Source organism: Pseudorhodoferax sp. LjRoot39 (assembly GCF_964253035.1).
Classification (GTDB): Bacteria; Pseudomonadota; Gammaproteobacteria; order Burkholderiales; family Burkholderiaceae_C; genus Pseudorhodoferax.
The window spans coordinates 4,311,628-4,333,000 of record NZ_CAXUQL020000001.1 but is presented as its reverse complement, the minus strand read 5'-3'; the positions used below and the strand labels follow the sequence as shown (position 1 = coordinate 4,333,000).

The following is a 21,373-nucleotide window of genomic DNA, read 5'->3' as shown; positions in this document are numbered from 1 at the left end:
CCATGAGCTTCGAAATCGCACTGTCCGGCATCAACGCCATCAACACCTCGCTGGACTCCATCAGCAACAACATCGCCAACGCGGGCACCTACGGCTTCAAGTCCACGCGCGCCAACTTCGCCTCGCTCTACGCAGGCAGCCAGCCGGCCGGCGCGCAGATCAACTCGCTGACGCAGAGCATCGACATCGGCGGTGGCGCCATGACCACCGGCCGCGGGCTGGACGCCATGGTGCAGGGCCGCGGCTTCTTCGTGACCAAGGAATCGAGCGGCGTGGAGGTCTACACCCGCGTGGGCATCTTCGGCACCGACCAGGACGGCTACCTCGTGGACGCCTCCAACCGCCGCGTGCAAGGCTACGCCGTGATGCGCGATGCCAGCGGCGTACCGGTGGACGGTGCCGGCCTGGGTGCCATGGGCGACCTGCAGGTGCCCAGCGGCCAGGTGGCGGCCCAGGCCACCTCGCGCATGCAGTACGTGAGCAACCTGTCGTCCGACTGGGTCGCGCCCACGGCGGCGTTCGACGCCACCAACCCGCTGACCTACAACAGCTCGGACGTCTCGGTGGTCTACGACTCGCTGGGCAGCCAGCACACGGTGACGCAGTACTTCGTGAAGACCGCGACCAACCAGGTGACGGTGCACTACACCTTCGACGGCGTGGCCAACGGCACGCCGCAGGCGCTGAACTTCGGCACCGGCGGCAAGCTGACGACCGTGCCGGCCGTGACGCTGGCGGCCACGCCGGCAGGTGCCACGCCCATGAGCATCGCGCTGGACTACACCGGCACCACGCAGTACTCGGGCGAGTCGCGCCCCTCGGTCAACGCACCCAACGGCTACGCCTCGGGCACGCGCGTGAACGTCACGCTGTCCGAGGACGGCTCGGTCATCGCCGAGTACAGCAACGGCCAGAAGCAGAAGGTCGGTACCGTGGCGCTGGCCACCTTCCCGAACGAGCAGGCCCTGCAGGCCATCAGCGACACCAGCTGGACCACCACCTCGAATTCCGGCACGCCGCTGTACGCCACGCCCGGCACCGGCATGGCCGGCGAGCTGACCGTGGGCGCGATCGAGCAGTCCAACGTGGACATGACCTCCGAGCTCGTGAACCTCATGACCTCGCAGCGCAACTACCAGGCCAACACCAAGGTGATCTCGACCGCCGACGACATGATGCAGTCGCTCATGCAGGCGGTGTGAGACAGCGATGGACGCGCTGATCTACTCCGCCATGGCCGGGGCCGAGCGTGCGCTCAAGGCCCAGCAGGTGCGCGCCAACAACCTGGCCAACGCCGGCACCACGGGCTTTCGTGCCGACATGGAGACGGCGGCGCACCAGGCCGTGGAAGGCTACGGCTACGACGCGCGCCACATGGCACGCATCGACGCCGACGCGGTGCAGACACGCAGCGGCACGCTGACGCCGACCGGCCGCGAACTGGACGCCGCCATCGTCGGCGATGGCCTGTTCGCCGTGGCCTACGGCGATGGCGAGGCCTACACGCGCGCCGGCGCCTTCACGCTCGACGCCGAGGGCCAGCTGCAGCTCGATGGCCGGGCCGTGCTCGGCGAGGGCGGCCCCATCGTGCTGCCGGCCACCAACCACATCGAGATCGCCGCCGATGGCACGGTGCTGGTGCTGCCCGAGGGCACGCAGGAGATGCAGGTCATCGACAGGCTCAAGCTGGTCAAGCCCGAGCCCGGCGCGCTGCGCAAGAACGAGGTCGGCCTGCTGGTCGGGCGCGACGGCGGCCCGCTGGAGCCCAGCGAAGAGGTGCAGGTGCGCGGTGGCTACCTGGAAGGCAGCAACGTCTCGCCGATCGAGGAGATGGTGGCGACGCTGCAGATCAACCGCGATTTCGAGATGCAGATGAAGCTGTTCAAGGCCGCCGACGAGATGGCCGCCAACGGCAACCGGCTGCTGCGCGAGTGACGCGCCGCCCGAACGACACCTGAACGACAAGGAGAAACGAACATGAATCCAGCCCTTTGGGTCAGCAAGACCGGCGTGCAGGCCCAGGACGCCAAGCTGCAGGCCATCGCCAACAACCTGGCCAACGTGAACACCGTGGGCTACAAGCGCGACCGCGTGGTGTTCGAGGACCTGTTCTACACGGTGGAGCAGCAGCCCGGCGCCCAGATGTCGGCCAACCGCAATGCCGACGGCGGCGTGCAGCTGGGCAATGGCACGCGCGTGGCCGGCACGCAGAAGGTGTTCACCGCGGGCAGCCTGCAGACCACCGGCCGCGAGCTGGACGTGGCCATCATCGGCAACGGCTTCCTGCAGGTGGAGCTGGCCAACGGCGAGACCGCCTACACCCGCGCCGGCCAGCTCGGCCTGTCGCTGGAAGGCCGGCTGACCAATGCCCAGGGCCTGCCGATCAACCCGCAGATCACGGTGCCGGCCAATGCCACGGGCATCACCATCGGCGAAAACGGCATCGTCTCGGCCATGGTGGGCAACGCCACCACGCCGACCGAGCTGGGCCAGCTCACCATGGCGACCTTCGTCAATCCCACGGGCCTCCTGGCCATCGGCGACAACCTGTACCAGCAGACCCAGTCCAGCGGCGAGCCGGCCGAGGGCAACCCGGGCGAGGACGGCCGCGGCAAGCTCAAGCAGGGCGCGCTGGAAGGCTCCAACGTGCAGGTGGCCGAGGAGATGGTGGACATGATCGCGGCCCAGCGCACCTACGAGATGAACACCAAGGTGCTCTCGGCGGCCGACAACATGCTGCAGAACCTGGCCCAGGTCGCGAGGTAAGCGCCGGGTGGATTGCGGAGGTCTGAAATGAACAAGTCGCCCTGGTCGATTCTGCTGGTGCTGGCCGCGCTGCTGCTGGCCGGCTGCGAGACGCTGCCGCCCATCCCGAAGGCCGCGGCCCAGCCCGAGGAGCCGCTCATCATCGTCAGCACGCCGCGCCGCGGCGTGTCCGGCGGCGTGCTGCCCATGGACACGGTGACTGCGCTGACCTCCGACAGCCGCGCCTTCCGGCCCGGCGACGTGCTGACCGTGGTGCTGCAGGAGACCACCCAGGCCAGCAAGCGCAGCGGCGTGACCAGCGACAAGAACAGCAGCACCTCGATCACGCCCTTCCTGTTCCGCGGCAGGAGCCTGAAGACCGACATCGGCATCGACGCGCAGCGCAGCTCGGACGCGGGCAACACCGCCACGCAGCAGAACGCGCTGCAGGGCGCCATCACCGTGGTCGTCACCGAGGTGCTGCCCAACGGCCTCCTGGCCATCCGCGGCGAGAAGAGCCTCACGCTGAACCTGGGCGAGGAGTTCATCCGCGTCAGCGGGTTCGCGCGCGTGGCCGACATCGACACCGACAACCGGCTGTCGTCCCAGCGCATCGCCAACGCGCGCATCACCTACTCCGGCCGCGGCACGCTCGCGGAAAGCCAGCGCCAGGGCTGGCTCACGGCCTTCTTCAACAGCCCCTGGATGCCGTTCTGAGGACGCCCGCCATGCGCAAGCTTTCCCTTTTCCTCTGCGCTGCAGCATTGCTGCTGGGCGCCCTGCCCGCCCCGGTGCTGGCCGCCGCCCAGGCCCTGCGCAACCTGGCCCACGTCGAAGGTGTGCGCGAGAACCAGCTGATCGGCTATGGCCTCGTCGTGGGCCTGCACGGCTCGGGCGACAGCACCCAGGTCAAGTCGGCCGGGCAGTCGATCAACAACATGCTCAAGCAGTTCGACCTCAAGATGCCCGAGCGCGTGGAGGCCAAGAGCAAGAACACCGCCACCGTGATGGTCAGCGCGAGCTTTCCGCCCGGCTACCGCAAGGGCCAGACCATCGACATCACGGTGTCCTCGTTGGGCGATGCCAAGAGCCTGCGCGGCGGCACGCTGCTGCTGACGCCGCTGCGCGCGGCCAACGGCGAGGTCTATGCGCTGGCCCAGGGCAACGTGGTGATCGGCGGCCTGTCGGCCCAGGGCGCCAGCGGCTCCAGCGTGACCGTGAACACCCCGACGGGCGGGCGCATCCCCAACGGCGCCAGCATCGAGCGCGAGATCGAGACCGACTTCGACACCGCGCCCAACGTGCGCCTGTCGCTGCGCCGGCCCAACTTCGAGACCGCCACCAACATCGTCAACACCATCAACCGCAGCTTCGGCAGCGTGGCCAGCACGCGCGATGCGACCACGGTGGAGGTGGCCGCGCCCACGGACCCGACCCGGCGCGTGGCCTTCGTGGCCCAGCTGCAGGCGCTGCGCGTGGACGTGGGGCTGGAGACGCCGCGCGTGGTGTTCAACTCGCGCACCGGCACCGTGGTCATCGCCGAGGGCGTGACGGTGCGGCCGGCGGCGGTCTCGCACGGCGCGCTCAAGGTGGTCATCAGCGAGAACCCGCGCGTGAGCCAGCCCCAGCCCTTCAGCCAGGGGCAGACCGTGGTCACGCCGCAGTCGCAGGTGCAGGTCGAGCAGGGCAACGGCCGCATGTTCGCCTGGCCGGCCGGCGCCAAGCTGCAGACCATCATCGACACCGTCAACAGCATCGGCGCCTCGCCCGACGACATCATGGCCATCCTGCAGGCGTTGGACCAGGCCGGCGCCATCGACGGCGAGCTCGTCGTGATCTGATGCAGACCTCCCCCATCTCCAACAGTGCTCCGGGCGCCATGCCCGACGACGCCGTGCGCGCCCGCATCGAGGATGCCGCGCAGAAGTTCGAGGGCATGTTCATCCAGCAGATGCTGAAGACCATGCGCGCGGGCACCGGCGCGCTGGCCGGCGAGGACGGCTTCCTGCGCCAGGATCCGGACAACCCGCTGCTGGGCCTGGCGGACCAGCTCATGGCCGACCAGATGGCCGGCCAGCGTGCCTTCGGCATCGCCGACATGCTGCTGCGCCAGCTGTATCCCGGTGCGCCGGCCGAGCCGCTTAAGCCGGCCGCCGATGGCGCCGCCTTGTCTCAGCAGATGCCCCAGACGAATCCGCCGGAACCCCAGCCATGAGCATGATCAACAACGCGCTGTCGGGCGCCATGGCGGCCCAGGCCGCCCTGGCCGCCACCAGCCAGAACATCGCCAACCTGCAGACGCCGGGCTATACCCGCCAGGGCATCTTGCTGCGCGCCGCCGCGCCCACGGGCGGCATGTCGCCCGGCAACGGCGTGCAGACGCCGCAGCTGATCCGCTTCGCCGACGCCTACAAGAGCCAGCAACTCTGGGAGTCCGCCTCCACCCAGGGCCGGCATTCGGCCGTGCAGGGCTACCTGACCCAGCTCGAGCAGGTCATGGGCGACGACGTGTCGACCATCAACGCCGGGCTGGACGGCTTTTATGCGGCGCTGAACGCGGCCAGTGTGGAGCCGACCTCCGCGCCGCTGCGCCAGCAGGTGATCGCCTCGGCCGAAGCGCTGACGGTGCGCTTCAACAGCATGAACCAGGTGCTGGCCAACCAGCGCACGGCCATCACGCAGCAGCGCTCGGCGGTGCTGGACCAGGTCAACGTGCTGTCGGCCGAGGTTGCCACGCTGAACGGCAAGATCGCCAGCGCCGGGGCCACGGGCGCCAACCCCTCGGCCCTGATCGACGAGCGCGACAACCGCATCGACGAACTGGCCGCGCTGGTCGGCGTCAACGTGGTCGACCAGGCCGACGGCTCGCGCAGCGTGGCGCTCAAGAACGGCACGCCGCTGGTGGTGGGCATGACGGTCGGCAAGATCGAGGCGGCCGCGCCGCTGGCCGACGGCACGCCCGCGCTGACGGTGCGCTTCGCCAAGGAGGTCTTCACGATCGCCAGCCGCAACATGGGTGGCCAGCTCGGCGGTCTGGACGACTACCAGGCCAAGACGCTGCAGCCGCTCACGCAGTCGATCAGCGACATGGCGACCGGCCTGACCACGCTGTTCAACAACCAGCTGGCCGCCGGCTACGGCCTGGACGGCACGCCCGGCAAGCCGCTGTTCCAGCTCGACACCTCCAGCGTCTCGGCGCTCTTGACCATCACGCCGGGCCTGACCGCGCAGGACCTGGGCTTCTCCAGCGATCCGGCACTGCCTGGCGACAGCGCCAACCTGCTGACCCTGATCGGGCTGAAGGACCAGTCGGTACCGATTGCCTCGCTCGGCACGGTCCAGCTCGGCGATGCCTACACGCAGCTCGTCAGCAACCTGGGCACGACCAGCCAGCAGAACAAGGCCGCGCTGAGCGTTGCCGACACGGTGCGCTCCTATGCCAAGGCCAACTGGGCTTCCACCAGCGGCGTCAACGAAGACGAGGAGGCCGTGAACCTGGTGCAGTACCAGCAGATGTACCAGGCCAACATGAAGGTCTTCAGCACGGCCAACACGCTGTTCGAAGCGACACTCGCCATCCTCCGCTAGGCTCACCATGCGCATCGCCACCAGTCAATACCACATGACCATGAGCCAGACGCTGGCCAGCGCCCAGGCGCGACTGGAGCAGGTCATGCAGCAGATGGCCACCGGCCAGCGCCTGCTGCTGCCCTCGGACGACCCGGTCACCACCGTGCGCCTGTCGCGCATGGAGCGCGAGCAGGCCGCGCTGTCGCAGTACCGCGACAACATCGGCGCGTTGTCGGTGCGCCTCACGCAGAACGAGACCGCGCTGGACAGCACGCTGAAGGACATGCAGCAGGTGCGCGACCTGATGGTCTGGGCCAACGACGGCGCCAACACCGGCGACGACCTGAACGCCATGGCCGGCGCACTCGTGAGCCTGCGCGACAGCCTGTACTTCACGGCCAACACCCGCGACCAGGAAGGCCGCTACCTGTTCTCGGGCACGCTGAGCACCACGGCCACCATCGCACTGGACAGCACGGCCGCTGCCGGCAGCCGCTACAGCTTCGCCGGCAACGAGGCCAGGCAGCAGGTCGTGGTGGGCAACAACATCACGCAGTCGGCCAACGTGAGTCTGCCCGAGATGGCGGCACTGCTGAACCGGCTGGACCTGGCGGTGGCGCAGATGCAGACCCCCGGCGTCAACAACAACGACCCGGCCGTGCGCGCGATGCTGCAGGATGCGCTGACCGGCACGGACGAAGCCATGGCCTCGGTCAGCAGCAAGATCGCCGGCCTGGGCGGTGCGCAGAACATCCTGTCCACGCTGGACGAAACGCATGGCAATGTCGGCCTGGCGGCCGACCAGGCCAAGATCACGCTGAGCCAGCTCGACTACGGCGAGGCGGCGATCCGGCTGACCGGCTACCAGACGGCGCTGCAGGCCACGCAGAAGGCCTATGTGCGTGTGGCCACCCTGTCGCTGTTCTCGCAACTGTGAAGGCCGGCTGAGCAACGATGCAGATCACTCCCCTGCGTCCCGGCGGCCTCGGGCTGGACCGGTCGCATGCGTCCGACAGCGTGGCGGCCGTGCCGCGCACGGGCGATGTGCCAGCCGCTGCGCCGGCACCGGCCCCGTCGGCACTGCCGGTGGTGCATGCCGGCCTGCGTGGCCTGGACGCCCAGCGCAACCAGCGCGTGGCCGGCGCCCAGCAGGCCCTGGCCTACCTGGACCGGCTGGCCCCGCGGCTGCGCAACCTGCAGAGCGACCTCTCCCGCGCGGCGGCCGGCCAGCCCGTGCCGGCCGACCGGCTGGAAAGCCAGCGCGCGCGCCTGGACCAGCTCTGGGCCGAGCGCGCCACGGCGGCCGGCACGGCGTTGGACCCGCAGCTGCACTTCAACGCCGAGCAGCCCGCCCGGCGCAGCTTCTCGGTGCGGGGGCTGGACCAGCCACCGCAGGCGCGTGAGACGCTGACCCTGGCGGTCGGCCTGCCGTCGGCAGCCCGTCCCGCCGTGCGCGTGCAACTGGATCCGCAAGCCACGCCGCAGGCCCGGGCCGATGCCTTCGCCCAGGCCCTGGCGCCGCTGGACCTGCAGGCCGAGGCCGATGCCGGCGGCGGCCTGCGCTTTTCGGTGGCCGAAGCGCGCTGGCCGCAGGTGCGCGATGGCCTGGCCCTGCAGGGCGAAGGCCGCCAGTTCGCGTCCGGCCGCCTGCACCGCGTGGCGGCCGATCCGCAGCCGGACGTGCTGACGCCGGCGCAATGGACGCTGCAGGACGAGGATGGTGCCCGCCAGGCCTTGCAGCAGCTCGGCACGGCGCTGCAGCGCACCGAGGCGGCGCGCGAAGGCGCGCGCACCGTGCTCGACGACGACCGCGCGGCCCTGGCCGATGCCGCCCCCGCACGGGACGCGGCCTGGGCCCAGGATTTCGGCACCGCGTTCGCCGCGCGCCTGCGCGGCGAGTCCGGTCCGCGCGACAGCTACGGCCGGCAGGCCACGCTGGGCGCGGCGCTGTGGGGCCTGGGGCGCCAGCGCGTCGAACGCCTGCTGGACGCAGGCTGAACCCGGCCGACCGCGCAGCGACAATGCGCGGATGCCTCCAGACACCCTGCCCCGCATCTACCTCGCCGGCCCGGACGTCTTCCGGCCCGACAGCGCGCAGGTGTTCGCGCGGCTCCAGGCCGCCTGCGCGCGCCTGGGCCTGGCCGGACTGGAACCGGCGGATGACGCGGCGCCCGGCATGGCCGCGCTGCAAGGCGACGCACTGGCGCAGCGCATCTACGAAGGCAACGTCGCGCGCATCCGGGAGGCCGATGGCGTGCTCGCCAACCTGGCCGATTTCCGCGGGCTGGAGCCCGATTCGGGCACGGTGTTCGAGGTCGGCTACGCGATCGCGCTGGGCAAGCCCGTCGCGGCCTACGGCGTGCCACCGGGCAGCTACGCGGCGCGCGTGGGTGCGGCCCGCGACTGCGCACCCGATGGCCAGGGCGTGCTGCGCGAGCGGGCCGATGGCACCATGGTCGAAGGCCTGGGCCAGCGGCTCAACCTGATGCTGGCCCGCTCTGTCGGCATCGCCGATTCGCCCGAGGCCGCGCTGCGGCTGCTGGCCGAGCGGCTGGGCCTACGCACATAGAATCCCGCCGCGTGAACACGCCCTCTTCTCCCTCCGGCGAAACGCCGGACCAGTCCACCGGTCTGGCCCCCTCCGACGTCGCCCATCCACGCGCCATCCGCAGCTTCGTCAAGCGCGCCGGCCGCACCACGCTGGGCCAGGCCAAGGCCATGGCCGATCTGGGCCCGCGCTTCGTGCTGCCCTACCAGGCCGCGCCGCTGAACCTGGCCGAGGCCTTCGGCCGCCAGGCGCCCACGGTGCTGGAAATCGGCTTCGGCATGGGCGATGCCACGGCCCACATCGCCGAGCTGCTGCCCGAGACGAATTTCCTGTGCTGCGAGGTGCACGAGCCCGGCGTGGGTGCACTGCTCAAGCAGATCGGCGAACGTGGCCTGGCGAACATCCGCATCCTCGCGCACGACGCGGTCGAAGTGCTCGACCACATGCTGCCGGCCTGGGACGCGCAGCAGCACCCGCAGGGGCTGGCCGGCATCCACATCTTCTTCCCCGATCCCTGGCACAAACTGCGGCACCACAAGCGCCGGCTGATCCAGCCGCCCTTCGTGGCGCGGCTGGCGCAGCGCCTGGCGCCGGGCGGCTACCTGCACTGCGCGACCGACTGGGAGCCCTATGCGCAGCAGATGCTGCAGGTGCTCTCAGGCGAGCCGCTGCTGGCCAACACGGCGGCGGACTTCGCGCCACGGCCGCACTACCGGCCCGACACCAAGTTCGAGCGCCGCGGCCTCAGGCTCGGGCATGGCGTCTGGGACCTGGTGTTCCGACGCCGCTGAAGGTCTGATGCACCCTTAGCCCTGCGGCCGGTCCCGCCAAGCGGGAGCCAGCTTGCTTGGGGCGGCCCGGCGCGGCGCTCAGATCGGCTGCAGCACACCCATGCCCAGCGCCACGAACACCGCGATGCCCAGCAGCACGCGGTAGTAGACGAAGGGCATGTAGCTGCGCGTGGACACCAGCTTGAGGAAGCCCACGATCACGGCATAGCCGACGAAGAAGGCGATCACCGTGGCCAGCAGCGTCTGGCCGCCGCCCACGGTGTTCTCCGTGCCCCAGGTCTTGTAGAGCTGGTAGAAGCCCGACAGCAGCACGGCGGGGATGGCCAGCAGGAACGAGTAGCGCGCCGCCGCCTCGCGCGTGTAGCCGAGGATCAGGCCCATGGTGATGGTGCCGCCCGAGCGCGAGACGCCGGGGATCAGCGCCATCGCCTGGGCGAAACCGAACAGGATGCCGTGGCCCCAGGTCAGCCGGTCGAGCGTGCGCTGCTTGCGGCCCAGGCGGTCGGCCACGGCCAGCACCAGCGCGAACACGATCAGCATGGTGGCCGTGATGTACAGGTTGCGCAGCGAACCTTCGATGGCGTTCTTGAACAACAGGCCCAGGATGGCGATGGGCGCCGTGCCCAGGATCACAAGCCAACCCATGCGGGCGTCCGGGCCCATGGGCCGGCCGCGCTGCGTGAGCGAGGCCCACCAGGCCAGGAAGATGCGCACGATGTCATGGCGGAAGAACAGCAGCACGGCAGCCTCGGTGCCGATCTGCGTGATCGCCGTGAAGGCCGCGCCCGGGTCGCCGCCCGAGGGCAGCAGCGGGCCGAAGATGCGCAGGTGCGCGCTGGAGGACACCGGCAGGAACTCGGTGAGGCCCTGGATCAGCCCGAGGACGGCGGCCTCGCCCCAGCCCACCGAGCTCATCGCGCGGCTCCCTGGGTCGTGACGGTAGCCGATGGCGATGCGGGACGGGGCAGGTGCATGGGATGTTGGAGGCTGTGAAAAGGCCGGCCGATGATAGCGGCCCAGGGTTTCCACCAAGAGGCATGACAGCTCAGCGACAATTCCGCGCCATGCCCGCCCCCACCCCGCCTGCCCTGCCCCTGCGCGGTGGCGTGTCGGCCAGCGCCGTCGGCCTGCCGGCGGGCCCCTGGGCGACCTGGCTGGACTTCTTCACCGAGCGCTTTCCGCACGTGCCGCGCGACGACTGGCAGGCGCGCCTGCGCGGTGGCGACATCTGGGATGCGCAGGGCCGGCCGCTGTCGCCCGACGCGCCCTACCGCGCCCACGGCAAGGCCTGGTACTACCGCAGCCTGCACGACGAGCCGCGCGTGCCGTTCGAGGCCGCCATCCTGTCCCTGGACGACCACCTGCTGGTGGCCGACAAGCCGCACTTCCTGGCCGTGACGCCGGGCGGGCGCTACCTTCACGAAACCTTGCTGGCACGGCTGCGACGCGAGACAGGGCTGGTGGATTTGCAGCCGCTGCACCGCATCGACCGCGAGACGGCCGGGCTGGTGCTGTTCAGCATCCGCCGCCAGGACCGCGACGCCTACCACGCGCTGTTCCGCGAGCGGGTGGTCGAGAAGGACTACGAGGCGATTGCGCCACTGCGGGCCGGCCTGGCGCTGCCCTGCACGCGCGAGAGCCGCATCGTGCAGGGCACGCCGTTCTTCCGGCAGTGCGAGGTGGAGGGCGAGCCGAACGCCAGCACCCGGCTGGCATTGGCGGAGTCGTGCGGCAACTGGGGCCGCTACCGGCTCGCGCCGCGCACGGGCCAGCGCCACCAGCTGCGCGTGCACATGGCGGCGCTGGGCATGCCGATCCGCGGCGACGCGTTCTACCCCGCGGTGACGCGCGGACCGGACGAGGCCGATGACCACAGCCAGCCGCTGCAGCTGCTGGCGCGCGGCATCGCGTTCACCGATCCGGTGACGGGTCAGCGCCGGCGCTTCGAGAGCGAACGCCGGCTCAGCTGGTGATCTCGCGCGCCGTGATCTGGTACTTGAAGTCGTCCGGCGCGTAGGGGTCGAAACGGCCCTGGGCGTTCTCGGCCATCGGATACATGAAGAAGCCCAGCGGCTCGCCGCGCGCGCCCGGCAGCTGCAGGTCGTGTGCGGTGTTGTAGGCCATCCAGTTGCCTTCCCAGCCACCGAACAGGGCGCGGTTGACCGGCGCGACCACGGGGTCCTGCACGGTCTTGATCCACTCGGGCGTCTCCAGGCGCATGACCTTGGCGACATCGGCCGGGTCCATCGCCACCCAGCCGTGGCCGGCCAGGTGGACCTCGGCGCGGCAGTGCTGCGCGCCCTTGAGGCTGGCCGGGTTGCCGCCGAGCTCCTTGTAGCCGAAGGCCGAGGGCGCCAGGCGCAGGCCGTAGACGTCGCGCGCCGGCACGCCGACGGCGCGGCACAGGCCCACGAACAGTGCATTGAGGTCGGCGCACTTGCCGCCCAGGTCGCCGGTCTCCAGCAAGGTCGCGATGTCGCCCTCGCCGCAGCCGCGCACCTTGGGCTCGCGGTAGGTGTTGGCCACGACCCAGTCGTAGATGGCGCGGGCCTTCTGCACATCGGTGCGGGCGCCCTGCGTGGCCTTCAGCGCGGTCTCGCGCACGATGCCGTCGGTGGACAGCAGCGCCGTGGCACGCGTGTAGAAACGCAGCGTGTCGGCCGATTCGGTGGCGCCCGCGCGGCGCGACCAGTCGACGGCGCGGTTCTGCGTGGCCACGCGGCTCGTGACCTCGGCGAAGGGCTGGGCCTGGCCCGGCGCGAACTCCACCGCCAGCATGCGCGCACCTTCGCGGCCATCCTCGGCCATGCGGGCCTGGCCGTTGCTCGCAAAGCCGTGCGTCAGCGTGCGTTGCCAGCCGGTGTCGAGCGAGGGCAGCGGGATCCAGACCTTGGTCACTCCCTGCAACGGCGCGAGGTCCACGCGCGTGGTGACCTCGAAGCTGCGCCAGCCCTGGGGCTGGGGGGCGAAACGGCGGGCTGCCGGCACGGCCCGCGTCTGGGCGAAAACGGGGCCGGCGGTGGCCGCTGCGGCGGCAGTGCAATGGGCGAGGAACTGGCGGCGGCTGGCCGGCATGGCGGTGCTTTCCTGAAGGCGAAGGGCGCGCATTATCGGCCCGGCGTGGCGAACAGGCCCTGCACCAGGCGCTCGGCCTCGGCACCGGTCCAATCCAGCTCGCCGCGCAGCCGCTGGCGCGCGCGGCCGTCCGGCGCGATCAGCAGCGTGGAGGGAAACACCTTGACGGCGCAGGCCCGCGCGATCGCGCCATCGCGGTCCAGCAGCACCGGCAGGCGCAGGCCGGTGCGCTGCACGAAGCGCGCGACCGTGGCCGGCGCCTCCTTGAAGTTGAGCGCCAGCACAGCCAGTTGCTCGGGGCCGTACAGGTCGGCCAGCACCTGCAGCGTGGGCATCTCGGCGCGGCAGGGCTCGCACCAGCTGGCCCAGAAATTCAGCAACACGGCCCGGCCGCGCAGATCAGCCAGCCGCCACGGCCGGCCCTGCAGGTCCAGCGCCTCGATGGCGGGCAAGGCCTGGCCGGCGGGCCAGTCCGTGACGGCGTGCTGGGCGTGGGAAGAGCCGGCCGCCAGCCACGCCACCGGTGCCAGCGAGCGCAGCAGGGTGCGGCGATCCATGCGGCGATTGTCAGCCATGTCGCACTGCAACACGGGGCCGGGGCGTACAGGCAGCCGTGCGGATCGCTGGCGGGATCTTCGGTCAATTCGACCGCATTTCGCACCATCAACCACGGAAAATCCCGCGGTGCCGCTCGATCAACGCAACCTGAATCCTGACCGCCTCTTGCCGTGGCGCCGTACCACCCTCGCCCTGTTGGGTCTGGCGCTGGCGGCCTGCTCAGGCACTGCGCCGCGCGTGGACCCGGACGGGCGCGCAGACGCGCCAGCGGTGGCCATGGTCGCGGGCGCACCGATCAGCTTCAGGCACCACGCGACACCGCAGGCCCAGGGCCCGGTGGTGGTGTTCCAGAGCGGCCTGGGCGATGACCACGCCACCTGGGCGGCCGTGTTGCGCCAACTGCCGGCGCAGCACGAGGCCGTGGTGCCAGACCGGCCGGGCTATGGCGCCAGCCCCGGGCGCGCGGGCACCCGCAGCGCCTGCCGCATCGCCGAGGAGCAGCACGCGCTGCTGCGCCAGGCGGGGCTGCAGCCGCCCTATGTGCTGGTCGGGCATTCGCTCGGCGGCCTCTACCAGTACGTCTATGCCCGCATGTACCCGCAGGACGTCGCCGGCCTGGTGCTGTTGGACCCCACGCATCCGCAGCTGCAGGCCACGCTGGAGCAGGTGCAGCCCGCTGCAGCAGCGCTGCTGCAGCTGGCACGCCAGACCATGTTCAGCCCGGCCATGGCCCAGGAGTTCGATGCCCAGGCCGACTGCCTGCAACAGGTGGAACGGCAGCCGCAGCTGAAGGCGCCCACGGTGCTGCTGGCTTCGACCGAAACGCCCGTCTACATGGGCGAAGGCCTGCGCACCATGCTGGAGGACCTGCGCCAGGACTGGCTGCGCCGCAGCGGCGCCACGCTGGCCCGCGTGCCGGGCAGCGGCCACCAGATCCAGCAGGACGCGCCGCACGCGGTGGTCAGCGCCATCGAGGCGGTGGCCGCGTCCGCCCTCTGAGGCAGCCCGCGGCCGCCGGGTTCAGACCCGCTCTGCCACCCAGCCCTGCACCGAGGCCAGCGCCTTGGCCAGCCCGCTGGCATCGGTGCCACCGGCCATAGCCAGGTCCGGCTTGCCGCCGCCCTTGCCGCCGACCTGCTGGGCCACGAAGTTCACGAGTTCGCCGGCCTTGAGCCTGCCCACGCTGTCGGCCGTCACGCCGGCAGCCAGTTGCACCTTGGCGCCGTCGACCACGGCCAGCACGATGGCGCCGGTCTTGAGCTTGTCCTTGAGCTTGTCCATGGTGTCGCGCAAGGTCTTCACGTCGGCACCGTCCAGCCGCGCGGCCAGCACCTTGAGGCCCTTGACGTCCACCGCCTGGCCGACCAACTCGTCACCCTGGCTGGACGCCAGCTTGCCCTTGAGCGCGGCCACCTCGCGGTCGAGCGCGCGCACCTGCTCCAGCGTCTGCGCAATGCGTGCCTGCAGTTCCGCGACCGGCGCCTTCAGGCTGGCTGCCGCCTGCTGCACTGTGGATTCCAGCTGCTGCAGGTAGGCCAGCGCGTTCTCGCCCGTGATGGCCTCCACGCGGCGGATGCCAGCCGCGACGCCGCTCTCGGAGACGATCTTGAACAGGCCGATGTCGCCCGTGCGGCCCACGTGCGTGCCGCCGCACAGCTCGCGGCTGGTGCCGATGTCCAGCACGCGCACGCTGTCGCCGTACTTCTCGCCGAACAGCATCATGGCGCCCGTGGCCTTGGCGGCCTCGATGTCCATCACGCGGGCCAGCGTCTCGGCGTTGGCCAGGATCTCAGCGTTCACGCGCTTCTCGATCTCGGTGATCTGCGCGTCGCTGACGGGCGCGTTGTGCGTGAAGTCGAAGCGCGTCTTGTCGGCGTCGACCAGCGAGCCCTTCTGCTGCACATGGTCGCCCAGCACTTCGCGCAGCGCCTTGTGCATGAGGTGGGTCACGCTGTGGTTGCGCATGGTGGCCTGGCGCCGCGCCACGTCGACCTGGGCGTCCACCGCATTGCCCACCTTGAGCGTGCCCTGGGTCAGCACGCCGTGGTGGCCGTAGACGTCGGACTTGATCTTGAGCGTGTCCTCCACGCCGAACTGCAGGCCCTCGGCCGCGAGGATGCCGCAATCGCCAACCTGGCCGCCGCTCTCGGCGTAGAAGGGCGTGGTGTCCAGCACCACGATGCCCGACTGGCCTTCCTGGAGCTGCTGCACGGCAGTGCCCTCGTGGTAGAGCGCGACGACCTTGGCCGGCTGGGCCAGCTGCTCGTAACCCGTGAAGACGTTGCCGGCGCCGGCGTATTCCAGTGCGCGGTCCATCTTGAACTTGCCGGCCGCGCGGCCCGCGGCCTTCTGCTTCTCCATGGCGGCCGCGAAGCCGGCCTCGTCCACCGTCACGCCGCGCTCGCGCGCCACGTCGTTCGACAGGTCCAGCGGGAAGCCGAAGGTGTCGTGCAGCTTGAACGCCACCTCGCCCGGCAGCACCTTGGCGCCGTCGGCCAGGGCCGCGTCCAGGATCCCCATGCCGTTTTCCAGCGTCTCGAAGAAGCGCTCTTCCTCGGCCTTGAGCACGTCGACGATGCGCTGCTCCGAGGCCTTGAGGTTGGGGTAGGCATCGCCCATCAGCGCCACGAGTTCGGGCACCAGCTTGTGGAAGAACGGCGTCTTCTTGCCCAGCTTGTAGCCGTGGCGGATGGCGCGGCGGATGATGCGGCGCTGCACGTAGCCGCGGCCTTCGTTGCTCGGGATCACGCCGTCGCTGACCAGGAAGGACGTCGCACGCACGTGGTCGGCGATGACCTTGAGCGAGGGGTTGGCCAGGTCTTCGCAGCCGGTGGCCTGCGCGGCCGCCTTGATCAGCCGGTCGAAGATGTCGATCTCGTAGTTGCTGTGCACGTGCTGCAGGATCGCGGCCAGGCGCTCCAGGCCCATGCCGGTGTCCACGCAGGGGGCCGGCAGCTTCACCAGGCTGCCGTCTTCCTGCATGTCGAACTGCATGAACACGTGGTTCCAGATCTCGATGAAGCGGTCGCCGTCTTCCTCGGGGCTGCCCGGGGGGCCGCCGGGGATGTGCGCGCCGTGGTCGTAGAAGATCTCCGAGCAGGGGCCGCAGGGGCCGGTGTCGGCCATCATCCAGAAGTTGTCGCTCTTGTACTTGCCGCCCTTGTTGTCGCCGATGCGCACGATGCGCTCGGCCGGCAGGCCGATCTCCTTGTGCCAGATGTCGTAGGCCTCGTCGTCGTCGATGTAGACGGTGGCCAGGAGCTTCTCGGGCGGCAGCTTGTAGACCTGGGTCAGCAGCTCCCAGCCCCACTTGAGCGACTCGCGCTTGAAGTAGTCGCCGAAGCTCCAGTTGCCCAGCATCTCGAAGAAGGTGTGGTGGCGCGCCGTGTAGCCCACGTTCTCCAGGTCGTTGTGCTTGCCGCCCGCGCGCAGGCAGGCCTGCACCGAGGCCGCGCGCACGTAGTTGCGCTTGTCGCTGCCCAGGAACACGTCCTTGAACTGCACCATGCCGGAGTTCGTGAACATCAGCGTGGGGTCGTTGCCCGGCACCAGCGGGCTGGACGCGACGACGGTGTGGCCCTTGGAGGCGAAGAAGTCCAGAAAGGACTTGCGGATGTCGGCGACGGTGGTGAAGGAGGTGTTCTGGTTCATGGGGATACGTAGCTGAAAAAGCTTGTCTCGAAATCAGGATTGGGCGGGCTGGAAGATGTCGACGCCGACGCGCCGCGCGGCGGCCATCAGTTGCCTGTCCTTGGTGGCCAGCGGCAGCCGCTGCTGGCGCGCCAGGTCGAGGTAGCAGGCATCGTAGGACGTCAGGTCCCAGTCGTGGGCGCGTTCGGTCCAGTAGCGGGCATCGGGCTCCAGCGGCAGGGTCTGCAGGTCCAGCACGGCCAGAAGTTGCCAGCACTGCCGGATGCCGTCGGCCGAAATGCGTTCGCTGTGCAGCGCGCGCGAGAGGATGTTGGCCATCTCCAGGTGCCACAGCACGGGCACCACGGCGTTCAGATCCGTCAGGGCCTGCAGCACACCGACCGAATAGGCGTCCTGCTCGTCGGCGAACACGGCCCCCAGGGCCACCGAGGTGTCCAGCACGAGGTGCGTCGATGCCTGCATCAGCGGCGGCCTTCGTCGCGCAATGCGCGCCAGTCCAGGCCCAGCGTGCGCCCGCCCGCCTGTGCCAGCAAGGCGGCCACGGCGCTCTGCCGCGCATCGCGCGCATGGTGCTGCTGCACGTAGGCGACGATCTTGGCCACCGGCTTGTTGTGCCGCGTGATGATGACCTCCTCGCCGGCCTCGGCGCGGGCCACGTACTCGCTCAGGTGGGTCTTGGCTTCGAACAGTCCGATGGCAGCCATGGGCGTCCCCGATGGAAATTGGTTGAATCAACCAGATTTTAGCGTCTGGCCGTATCCCTGGTCCTTCGCGCCTCTCCGACGGGCCGGCCAAGCTGACCGGCAACAGCCTGGCCACCTGCCAGGCCGTGGCGACTCGAAATAGGTTCATCCAGCAAAACTGTAGAAAACCCTGTACTGCAGCGAAGCAACGACAGCTTAGGATGCGAACCGCTTCCAGACTTTCGTTCAATGAAATCTGATTCGGCCGTCCTGGCCCACCCTGACACCATCGAGGCGCCCTCCTCGGTCGCCAAGGCCTGCCGCATCCTGCGTGCGCTGGCCGCTGGCCAGGCGCTGCGCCTGACCGACATCGCCCAGGCCACCGCGCTGGACAAGGCCACCGTGCTGCGCCTGCTGGAGATGCTCGCGCGCGAAGGCTTCGTGCGCCGCGACGAGGCCAGCAAGCTCTATCGCGGCGGGCCCGAGCTGCAACGGGCAGGCAGCGTTGCACTCGCGCAGTGCGACCCGCGCGCGCTCGCCCGGCCCAGCCTGCTGCGCCTCGCAGGCCAGTTCGAGGACACGGCCATCCTGTCCGTGCCCAGCGGCACCGAGTCGCTGTGCCTGGACCTGGAACTGGGCCGCTACCCAATCCGAGCCAACTACCTGGAGGTCGGCAGCCGCCGGCTGCTGGGCGTGGGCGCGGGCAGCCTCGCGCTGCTGGCCTGGCTGCCGCCGCGCGAGCAGGAGGCCGCGCTCGACGTGGTGGCCGCCCAGCTCGCGCGCGACGGCCGCTACCCGCGCATCGACCGCGCGCTGCTGCTGGACCGCTGCACCCAGGCACGCGCGCGCGGCTACGCCGTGCTGCTGGACGTGGTGGTCGAGCGCATGGGCGGCATCGCCGCGCCCATCCTGGGCGCCGACGGCCGCCCCGTGGCCGCACTCAGCATCGCCGCGCTCAACGAACGCATCGCCGAGCGCGAGGCCGAACTCGCCGCCGGCCTGCAGCGCGAGGCCGCGCTGTGCCAGAACCTTCTTCACACCACCGCATGAACACCGCTTACATCGCCGGCGTCGGCAACACCGCCTTCGGCCGCCTGGAGGGCCAGGGCCCGCTTGAACTGATGGCCCAGGCTGCCACCCAGGCCCTGGCCGACGCCCGGCTGCAGCGCAGCGACATCGACGGCCTGCTGTGCGGCTACGCCACCACGCTGCCGCACCTGATGCTGTCCACGCTGTTCGCCGAGCGCTTCGGCCTTTCCGTGCAGTACGGCCACGGCATGGCGCTGGGCGGCGCCACCGGCGCGGCCATGCTGATGCTCGCGCGCGACCTCGTGCGCGTGGGCCGCTGCCAGCGCGTGCTGGTGGTGGCCGGCGAGAACCGGCTCTCGGGCCAGGCCCGCGACAGCGCCATCCAGACCCTGGCCCAGGTCGGCGATGCCGAGATGGAGGTGCCCAACGGCGCCTCGGTGCCGGCCTACTACGCGCTGCTGGCCTCGCGCTACATGCACGCCACCGGGACCACGCAGGACGACCTCGCGGAGTTCGCCGTGCTCATGCGTGCCAACGCCGCGCGCCACCCTGATGCGCACCTGCGCGAACCCATCAGCGCCGCCGACGTGGCCGCGTCCAAGCCCATCGCCACGCCGCTGCGCTTGCTGGACTGCTGCCCGATCTCGGACGGCGCCATGGCGCTCGTGGTGTCGGCCGAACCGGGCCCGGGCACCCCGGTCGCCATCGTCGGCGCGGGCCAGGCACACCAGCACCAGCACCTCTCGGCCATCGACGACGTGCTGGCCACGGGTGCCTCGGCCGCCGCCGGGCGTGCCTTCGCCGAGGCCGGCCTGTCGAACGCCGACATCGACTGGCTGGGCATCTACGACTCCTTCACGATCACGCTGGCCATGCTGCTGGAGGAGACCGGCTTCGCGCCGCGCGGCCAGGCCGCAGCCCGCGTGCGCGACGGCACGTTCGCACCCGGCGGCGCGCTGCCGCTCAACACGCACGGCGGCCTGCTCTCGTTCGGCCATTGCGGCGTGGCCGGCGGCATGGGCCATGCGGTCGAGGCCGTGCGCCAGATGCGCGGCCAGGCCGGCGAACGCCAGCTGGCCCGCCCACCCCGCCGCGCCTTCGTGCACGCCGACGGCGGCGTGCTGTCGTCCCACGTGAGCCTGATCCTGTCGGAGGCATGACATGAACACCCACCCCTTCACCGAAGGCCTGGCCCAAGGCCAGCTGCGTTACCAGTACTGCGAGGACTGCGGCGCGCCGCAGACCCTCTCGCGCCTGGCCTGCACCGCCTGCGGCAGCCAGCGCCTGGCCTGGCGCGAGGCCAGCGGCCAGGGCACCGTGCTGGCCGCCAGCGTGGTCAGCCGCGCGCCGTCGGACGCGTTCCGCCCGCTCGTGCCCTACACGCTGGTGCTGGTCGAACTGGCCGAGGGCCCGCGCGTGGTCGGCCATGCGTTGCCGGGCACCGGCATCGGCGACCGCGTGCGCGCCGGCACCTTCGCGCACGAGCGGCGCAGCCTGCTGCGCTTCGCGCCGGCCGCCTGAGCGATCAAAGAAGAAAGATGGAGACAAGCATGCAGAAGATCCGACGCCGCCTCGCCGCGGCGCTGTGCGCACTGGCCTCCGGCCTGGCAACCGGCACCGCGCTGGCGCAGGGTGCCTACCCCACCAAGCCCGTCAAGCTGGTCGTGCCCTACCCGCCGGGCGGCCCCACCGACATCGTGGCGCGCGTGGTCGCGCAGCGCCTGCAGATGCAGACCGGCCAGCCCTTCGTCATCGAGAACCTGCCCGGTGCCGGCGGCAACACCGGCGCCGCCGCCGTGGCGCGCGCCGCGCCCGACGGCTACACGCTGCTGGTGGCCACCACGGCGCATGCGATCAACCCGGCGCTGTTCAAGAACCTGAGCTACCAGTTCGGCCGCGACTTCGCGCCGATCTCGCAGCTCACGAGCGGGCCGCTCGTCGTCGTGGTCAACCCGGCGCTGCCGGCTAAGAACATGGCCGAACTGATCGCGCTGGCCAAGGCCAAGCCCGGCGAGCTCAACTTCGCCTCGTCCGGCAACGGGCAATCCACCCATCTGGCGGGCGAGTTGTTCAACGCCACCGCGGGCACGAAGATCCGCCACGTGCCCTACAAGGGCAGCGCGCCGGCCCTCACCGACACCATGGGCGGCCAGACCCAACTGATGTTCGACACCATGCTGTCGGCCATGCCGCACGTGAAGGGCGGCAAGCTGCGCGCGCTGGCCGTGACCAGCGCCCAGCGCTCGCCGGCCGCGCCCGAGCTGCCCACCGTGGCCGAGACCCTGCCCGGCTTCGAGGCCATCGCCTGGAACGGCCTGCTGGCGCCCGCCGGCACGCCGCGCGAGGTGCTCGCCCGGCTCAGCACCGAGCTGCGCACGGCCATGGAACAGCCCGAGGTGCGCGAGCGCTTCGAGGCCCAGGGCTTCGCCGCCGCGTGGAACACGCCAGAAGCCTTCGCGGGCTTCATCCAGGCGGAGATCGACAAGTGGGCGAAGGTGGTCCAGGTGTCGGGTGCGACCATCGAATGAGTCCACTCCGCCCAATCGGCCGAGCGCAGCGATGGCCCGAACCCCAGGCCGAGCGCAGCGATGGCCCGAATGTGACTTTCCCCTGTGCCCCTGCCGAGGAGCGCAGCGCCATGGGCTGCGCGGGGAACCTCGCGCTTCGTGAACTGACTCATTGCGCTTGTCCGAGCGTAGTGAACGCAGTGAACGGTGCGAGTT

The 21,373-nt window shown here is 70.6% G+C and carries 23 protein-coding genes; 17 read left to right on the top strand and 6 right to left on the bottom strand.

Annotated elements, in window-relative coordinates:
• The first annotated feature begins 2 nt into the window (after positions 1–2).
• The 11 genes from ACSQ4M_RS20110 to trmB are packed head-to-tail and all read left to right on the top strand — an operon-like array spanning position 3 to position 9,654.
• Positions 3–1,202 carry a flagellar hook protein FlgE gene (locus tag ACSQ4M_RS20110; RefSeq protein ID WP_436191194.1) on the top strand — a complete coding sequence of 400 codons (1,200 nt, stop codon included), beginning with the start codon at positions 3–5 and terminating at the stop codon, positions 1,200–1,202.
• Positions 1,203–1,209: 7 nt separating this feature from the next.
• Positions 1,210–1,935 (top strand): flagellar basal body rod protein FlgF, encoded by a 726-nt coding sequence (locus ACSQ4M_RS20105; protein WP_436191193.1) that lies wholly within the window; start codon positions 1,210–1,212, stop codon positions 1,933–1,935.
• A gap of 42 nt (positions 1,936–1,977) precedes the next feature.
• Positions 1,978–2,766, top strand: a complete 789-nt coding sequence (gene flgG, locus ACSQ4M_RS20100) for a flagellar basal-body rod protein FlgG (RefSeq protein WP_436191192.1) — start codon at positions 1,978–1,980, stop codon at positions 2,764–2,766.
• 27 nt (positions 2,767–2,793) lie between these two features.
• Positions 2,794–3,462 (top strand): flagellar basal body L-ring protein FlgH, encoded by a 669-nt coding sequence (locus tag ACSQ4M_RS20095; RefSeq protein ID WP_436191191.1) that lies wholly within the window; start codon positions 2,794–2,796, stop codon positions 3,460–3,462.
• An 11-nt stretch (positions 3,463–3,473) separates the two neighbouring features.
• Positions 3,474–4,586, top strand: a complete 1,113-nt coding sequence (locus ACSQ4M_RS20090; RefSeq protein ID WP_436191190.1) for a flagellar basal body P-ring protein FlgI — start codon at positions 3,474–3,476, stop codon at positions 4,584–4,586.
• On the top strand, positions 4,586–4,960 hold the full coding sequence (locus tag ACSQ4M_RS20085) for a rod-binding protein (protein ID WP_436191189.1): 375 nt from the start codon (positions 4,586–4,588) through the stop codon (positions 4,958–4,960). The genes ACSQ4M_RS20090 and ACSQ4M_RS20085 overlap by 1 nt, the downstream gene beginning before the upstream one ends.
• Positions 4,957–6,333, top strand: a complete 1,377-nt coding sequence (gene flgK, locus ACSQ4M_RS20080) for a flagellar hook-associated protein FlgK (RefSeq protein WP_436191188.1) — start codon at positions 4,957–4,959, stop codon at positions 6,331–6,333. The genes ACSQ4M_RS20085 and flgK overlap by 4 nt, the downstream gene beginning before the upstream one ends.
• Positions 6,334–6,340: 7 nt before the next feature.
• Positions 6,341–7,252 carry a flagellar hook-associated protein FlgL gene (flgL, locus tag ACSQ4M_RS20075; RefSeq protein ID WP_436191187.1) on the top strand — a complete coding sequence of 304 codons (912 nt, stop codon included), beginning with the start codon at positions 6,341–6,343 and terminating at the stop codon, positions 7,250–7,252.
• Between the two features lie 17 nt (positions 7,253–7,269).
• On the top strand, positions 7,270–8,313 hold the full coding sequence (locus tag ACSQ4M_RS20070; protein ID WP_436191186.1) for a hypothetical protein: 1,044 nt from the start codon (positions 7,270–7,272) through the stop codon (positions 8,311–8,313).
• Between the two features lie 31 nt (positions 8,314–8,344).
• Positions 8,345–8,884, top strand: coding sequence for a nucleoside 2-deoxyribosyltransferase (locus ACSQ4M_RS20065; protein ID WP_436191185.1), 540 nt, complete (start codon positions 8,345–8,347; stop codon positions 8,882–8,884).
• An 11-nt stretch (positions 8,885–8,895) separates the two neighbouring features.
• Positions 8,896–9,654: a tRNA (guanosine(46)-N7)-methyltransferase TrmB gene (trmB, locus tag ACSQ4M_RS20060; protein WP_436191184.1), complete on the top strand. Its 759-nt coding sequence runs from the start codon at positions 8,896–8,898 to the stop codon at positions 9,652–9,654.
• Between the two features lie 78 nt (positions 9,655–9,732).
• On the opposite strand, the gene ACSQ4M_RS20055 is transcribed toward trmB, so the two are convergent.
• On the bottom strand, positions 9,733–10,569 hold the full coding sequence (locus ACSQ4M_RS20055; RefSeq protein ID WP_436191183.1) for an undecaprenyl-diphosphate phosphatase: 837 nt from the start codon (positions 10,567–10,569) through the stop codon (positions 9,733–9,735).
• 149 nt (positions 10,570–10,718) lie between these two features.
• Between ACSQ4M_RS20055 and ACSQ4M_RS20050 the strand changes: the two genes are divergently transcribed.
• Positions 10,719–11,627, top strand: coding sequence for a pseudouridine synthase (locus tag ACSQ4M_RS20050; protein WP_436191182.1), 909 nt, complete (start codon positions 10,719–10,721; stop codon positions 11,625–11,627).
• Here the strand turns inward: ACSQ4M_RS20050 and ACSQ4M_RS20045 are convergent.
• Entirely contained in the window at positions 11,617–12,729 is a 1,113-nt protein-coding gene (locus tag ACSQ4M_RS20045; protein ID WP_436191181.1) for a transglutaminase-like domain-containing protein, read from the bottom strand. The genes ACSQ4M_RS20050 and ACSQ4M_RS20045 overlap by 11 nt on opposite strands.
• A 32-nt stretch (positions 12,730–12,761) precedes the next feature.
• Positions 12,762–13,286, bottom strand: a complete 525-nt coding sequence (locus ACSQ4M_RS20040; protein WP_056668620.1) for a TlpA family protein disulfide reductase — start codon at positions 13,284–13,286, stop codon at positions 12,762–12,764.
• Between the two features lie 127 nt (positions 13,287–13,413).
• Here ACSQ4M_RS20040 and ACSQ4M_RS20035 point away from each other — a divergent pair, with 127 nt between their 5' ends.
• On the top strand, positions 13,414–14,286 hold the full coding sequence (locus ACSQ4M_RS20035; protein ID WP_436191180.1) for an alpha/beta fold hydrolase: 873 nt from the start codon (positions 13,414–13,416) through the stop codon (positions 14,284–14,286).
• Positions 14,287–14,307: 21 nt separating this feature from the next.
• Here the strand turns inward: ACSQ4M_RS20035 and alaS are convergent, their stop codons facing one another.
• From alaS to ACSQ4M_RS20020, 3 genes are read right to left on the bottom strand one after another with little or no spacing between them, the layout of a single operon-like run.
• Positions 14,308–16,938 (bottom strand): alanine--tRNA ligase, encoded by a 2,631-nt coding sequence (gene alaS, locus ACSQ4M_RS20030; RefSeq protein ID WP_436191179.1) that lies wholly within the window; start codon positions 16,936–16,938, stop codon positions 14,308–14,310.
• 33 nt (positions 16,939–16,971) lie between these two features.
• Positions 16,972–17,400, bottom strand: coding sequence for a type II toxin-antitoxin system VapC family toxin (locus ACSQ4M_RS20025; protein WP_436191178.1), 429 nt, complete (start codon positions 17,398–17,400; stop codon positions 16,972–16,974).
• The gene (locus ACSQ4M_RS20020; RefSeq protein ID WP_436191177.1) at positions 17,400–17,642 is read right to left on the bottom strand and encodes a type II toxin-antitoxin system Phd/YefM family antitoxin; all 243 of its coding nucleotides are present in this window, start codon (positions 17,640–17,642) and stop codon (positions 17,400–17,402) included. Before ACSQ4M_RS20020 ends, ACSQ4M_RS20025 begins: the two co-directional genes overlap by 1 nt.
• 228 nt (positions 17,643–17,870) lie before the next feature.
• On the opposite strand from ACSQ4M_RS20020, the gene ACSQ4M_RS20015 reads away from it, so the two are divergent.
• The 4 genes from ACSQ4M_RS20015 to ACSQ4M_RS20000 are packed head-to-tail and all read left to right on the top strand — an operon-like array spanning position 17,871 to position 21,178.
• On the top strand, positions 17,871–18,671 hold the full coding sequence (locus ACSQ4M_RS20015; RefSeq protein WP_436191176.1) for an IclR family transcriptional regulator: 801 nt from the start codon (positions 17,871–17,873) through the stop codon (positions 18,669–18,671).
• Positions 18,668–19,810, top strand: a complete 1,143-nt coding sequence (locus ACSQ4M_RS20010) for a thiolase family protein (protein WP_436191175.1) — start codon at positions 18,668–18,670, stop codon at positions 19,808–19,810. The genes ACSQ4M_RS20015 and ACSQ4M_RS20010 overlap by 4 nt, the downstream gene beginning before the upstream one ends.
• A gap of 1 nt (position 19,811) precedes the next feature.
• Positions 19,812–20,171, top strand: a complete 360-nt coding sequence (locus ACSQ4M_RS20005) for a Zn-ribbon domain-containing OB-fold protein (protein ID WP_436191174.1) — start codon at positions 19,812–19,814, stop codon at positions 20,169–20,171.
• A gap of 29 nt (positions 20,172–20,200) precedes the next feature.
• Positions 20,201–21,178 carry a tripartite tricarboxylate transporter substrate binding protein gene (locus ACSQ4M_RS20000; RefSeq protein WP_436191173.1) on the top strand — a complete coding sequence of 326 codons (978 nt, stop codon included), beginning with the start codon at positions 20,201–20,203 and terminating at the stop codon, positions 21,176–21,178.
• The last annotated feature ends 195 nt before the right edge of the window (positions 21,179–21,373 follow it).

Excerpts from the sequence above, each read along its gene's own strand:
- ACSQ4M_RS20040 (WP_056668620.1), bottom strand. The coding sequence starts at position 13,286 with ATGGATCGCCGCACCCTGCTGCGCTCGCTGGCACCGGTGGCGTGGCTG.
- ACSQ4M_RS20010 (WP_436191175.1), top strand. The coding sequence starts at position 18,668 with ATGAACACCGCTTACATCGCCGGCGTCGGCAACACCGCCTTCGGCCGC.
- ACSQ4M_RS20105 (WP_436191193.1), top strand. The coding sequence starts at position 1,210 with ATGGACGCGCTGATCTACTCCGCCATGGCCGGGGCCGAGCGTGCGCTC.
- ACSQ4M_RS20085 (WP_436191189.1), top strand. The coding sequence starts at position 4,586 with ATGCAGACCTCCCCCATCTCCAACAGTGCTCCGGGCGCCATGCCCGAC.
- ACSQ4M_RS20050 (WP_436191182.1), top strand. The coding sequence starts at position 10,719 with ATGCCCGCCCCCACCCCGCCTGCCCTGCCCCTGCGCGGTGGCGTGTCG.
- flgL (WP_436191187.1), top strand. The coding sequence starts at position 6,341 with ATGCGCATCGCCACCAGTCAATACCACATGACCATGAGCCAGACGCTG.
- ACSQ4M_RS20065 (WP_436191185.1), top strand. The coding sequence starts at position 8,345 with ATGCCTCCAGACACCCTGCCCCGCATCTACCTCGCCGGCCCGGACGTC.
- ACSQ4M_RS20045 (WP_436191181.1), bottom strand. The coding sequence starts at position 12,729 with ATGCCGGCCAGCCGCCGCCAGTTCCTCGCCCATTGCACTGCCGCCGCA.
- ACSQ4M_RS20090 (WP_436191190.1), top strand. The coding sequence starts at position 3,474 with ATGCGCAAGCTTTCCCTTTTCCTCTGCGCTGCAGCATTGCTGCTGGGC.
- ACSQ4M_RS20000 (WP_436191173.1), top strand. The coding sequence starts at position 20,201 with ATGCAGAAGATCCGACGCCGCCTCGCCGCGGCGCTGTGCGCACTGGCC.
- flgG (WP_436191192.1), top strand. The coding sequence starts at position 1,978 with ATGAATCCAGCCCTTTGGGTCAGCAAGACCGGCGTGCAGGCCCAGGAC.
- ACSQ4M_RS20005 (WP_436191174.1), top strand. The coding sequence starts at position 19,812 with ATGAACACCCACCCCTTCACCGAAGGCCTGGCCCAAGGCCAGCTGCGT.
- flgK (WP_436191188.1), top strand. The coding sequence starts at position 4,957 with ATGAGCATGATCAACAACGCGCTGTCGGGCGCCATGGCGGCCCAGGCC.
- alaS (WP_436191179.1), bottom strand. The coding sequence starts at position 16,938 with ATGAACCAGAACACCTCCTTCACCACCGTCGCCGACATCCGCAAGTCC.
- ACSQ4M_RS20070 (WP_436191186.1), top strand. The coding sequence starts at position 7,270 with ATGCAGATCACTCCCCTGCGTCCCGGCGGCCTCGGGCTGGACCGGTCG.
- ACSQ4M_RS20110 (WP_436191194.1), top strand. The coding sequence starts at position 3 with ATGAGCTTCGAAATCGCACTGTCCGGCATCAACGCCATCAACACCTCG.
- ACSQ4M_RS20020 (WP_436191177.1), bottom strand. The coding sequence starts at position 17,642 with ATGGCTGCCATCGGACTGTTCGAAGCCAAGACCCACCTGAGCGAGTAC.
- ACSQ4M_RS20095 (WP_436191191.1), top strand. The coding sequence starts at position 2,794 with ATGAACAAGTCGCCCTGGTCGATTCTGCTGGTGCTGGCCGCGCTGCTG.
- ACSQ4M_RS20015 (WP_436191176.1), top strand. The coding sequence starts at position 17,871 with ATGAAATCTGATTCGGCCGTCCTGGCCCACCCTGACACCATCGAGGCG.
- ACSQ4M_RS20055 (WP_436191183.1), bottom strand. The coding sequence starts at position 10,569 with ATGAGCTCGGTGGGCTGGGGCGAGGCCGCCGTCCTCGGGCTGATCCAG.
- ACSQ4M_RS20025 (WP_436191178.1), bottom strand. The coding sequence starts at position 17,400 with ATGCAGGCATCGACGCACCTCGTGCTGGACACCTCGGTGGCCCTGGGG.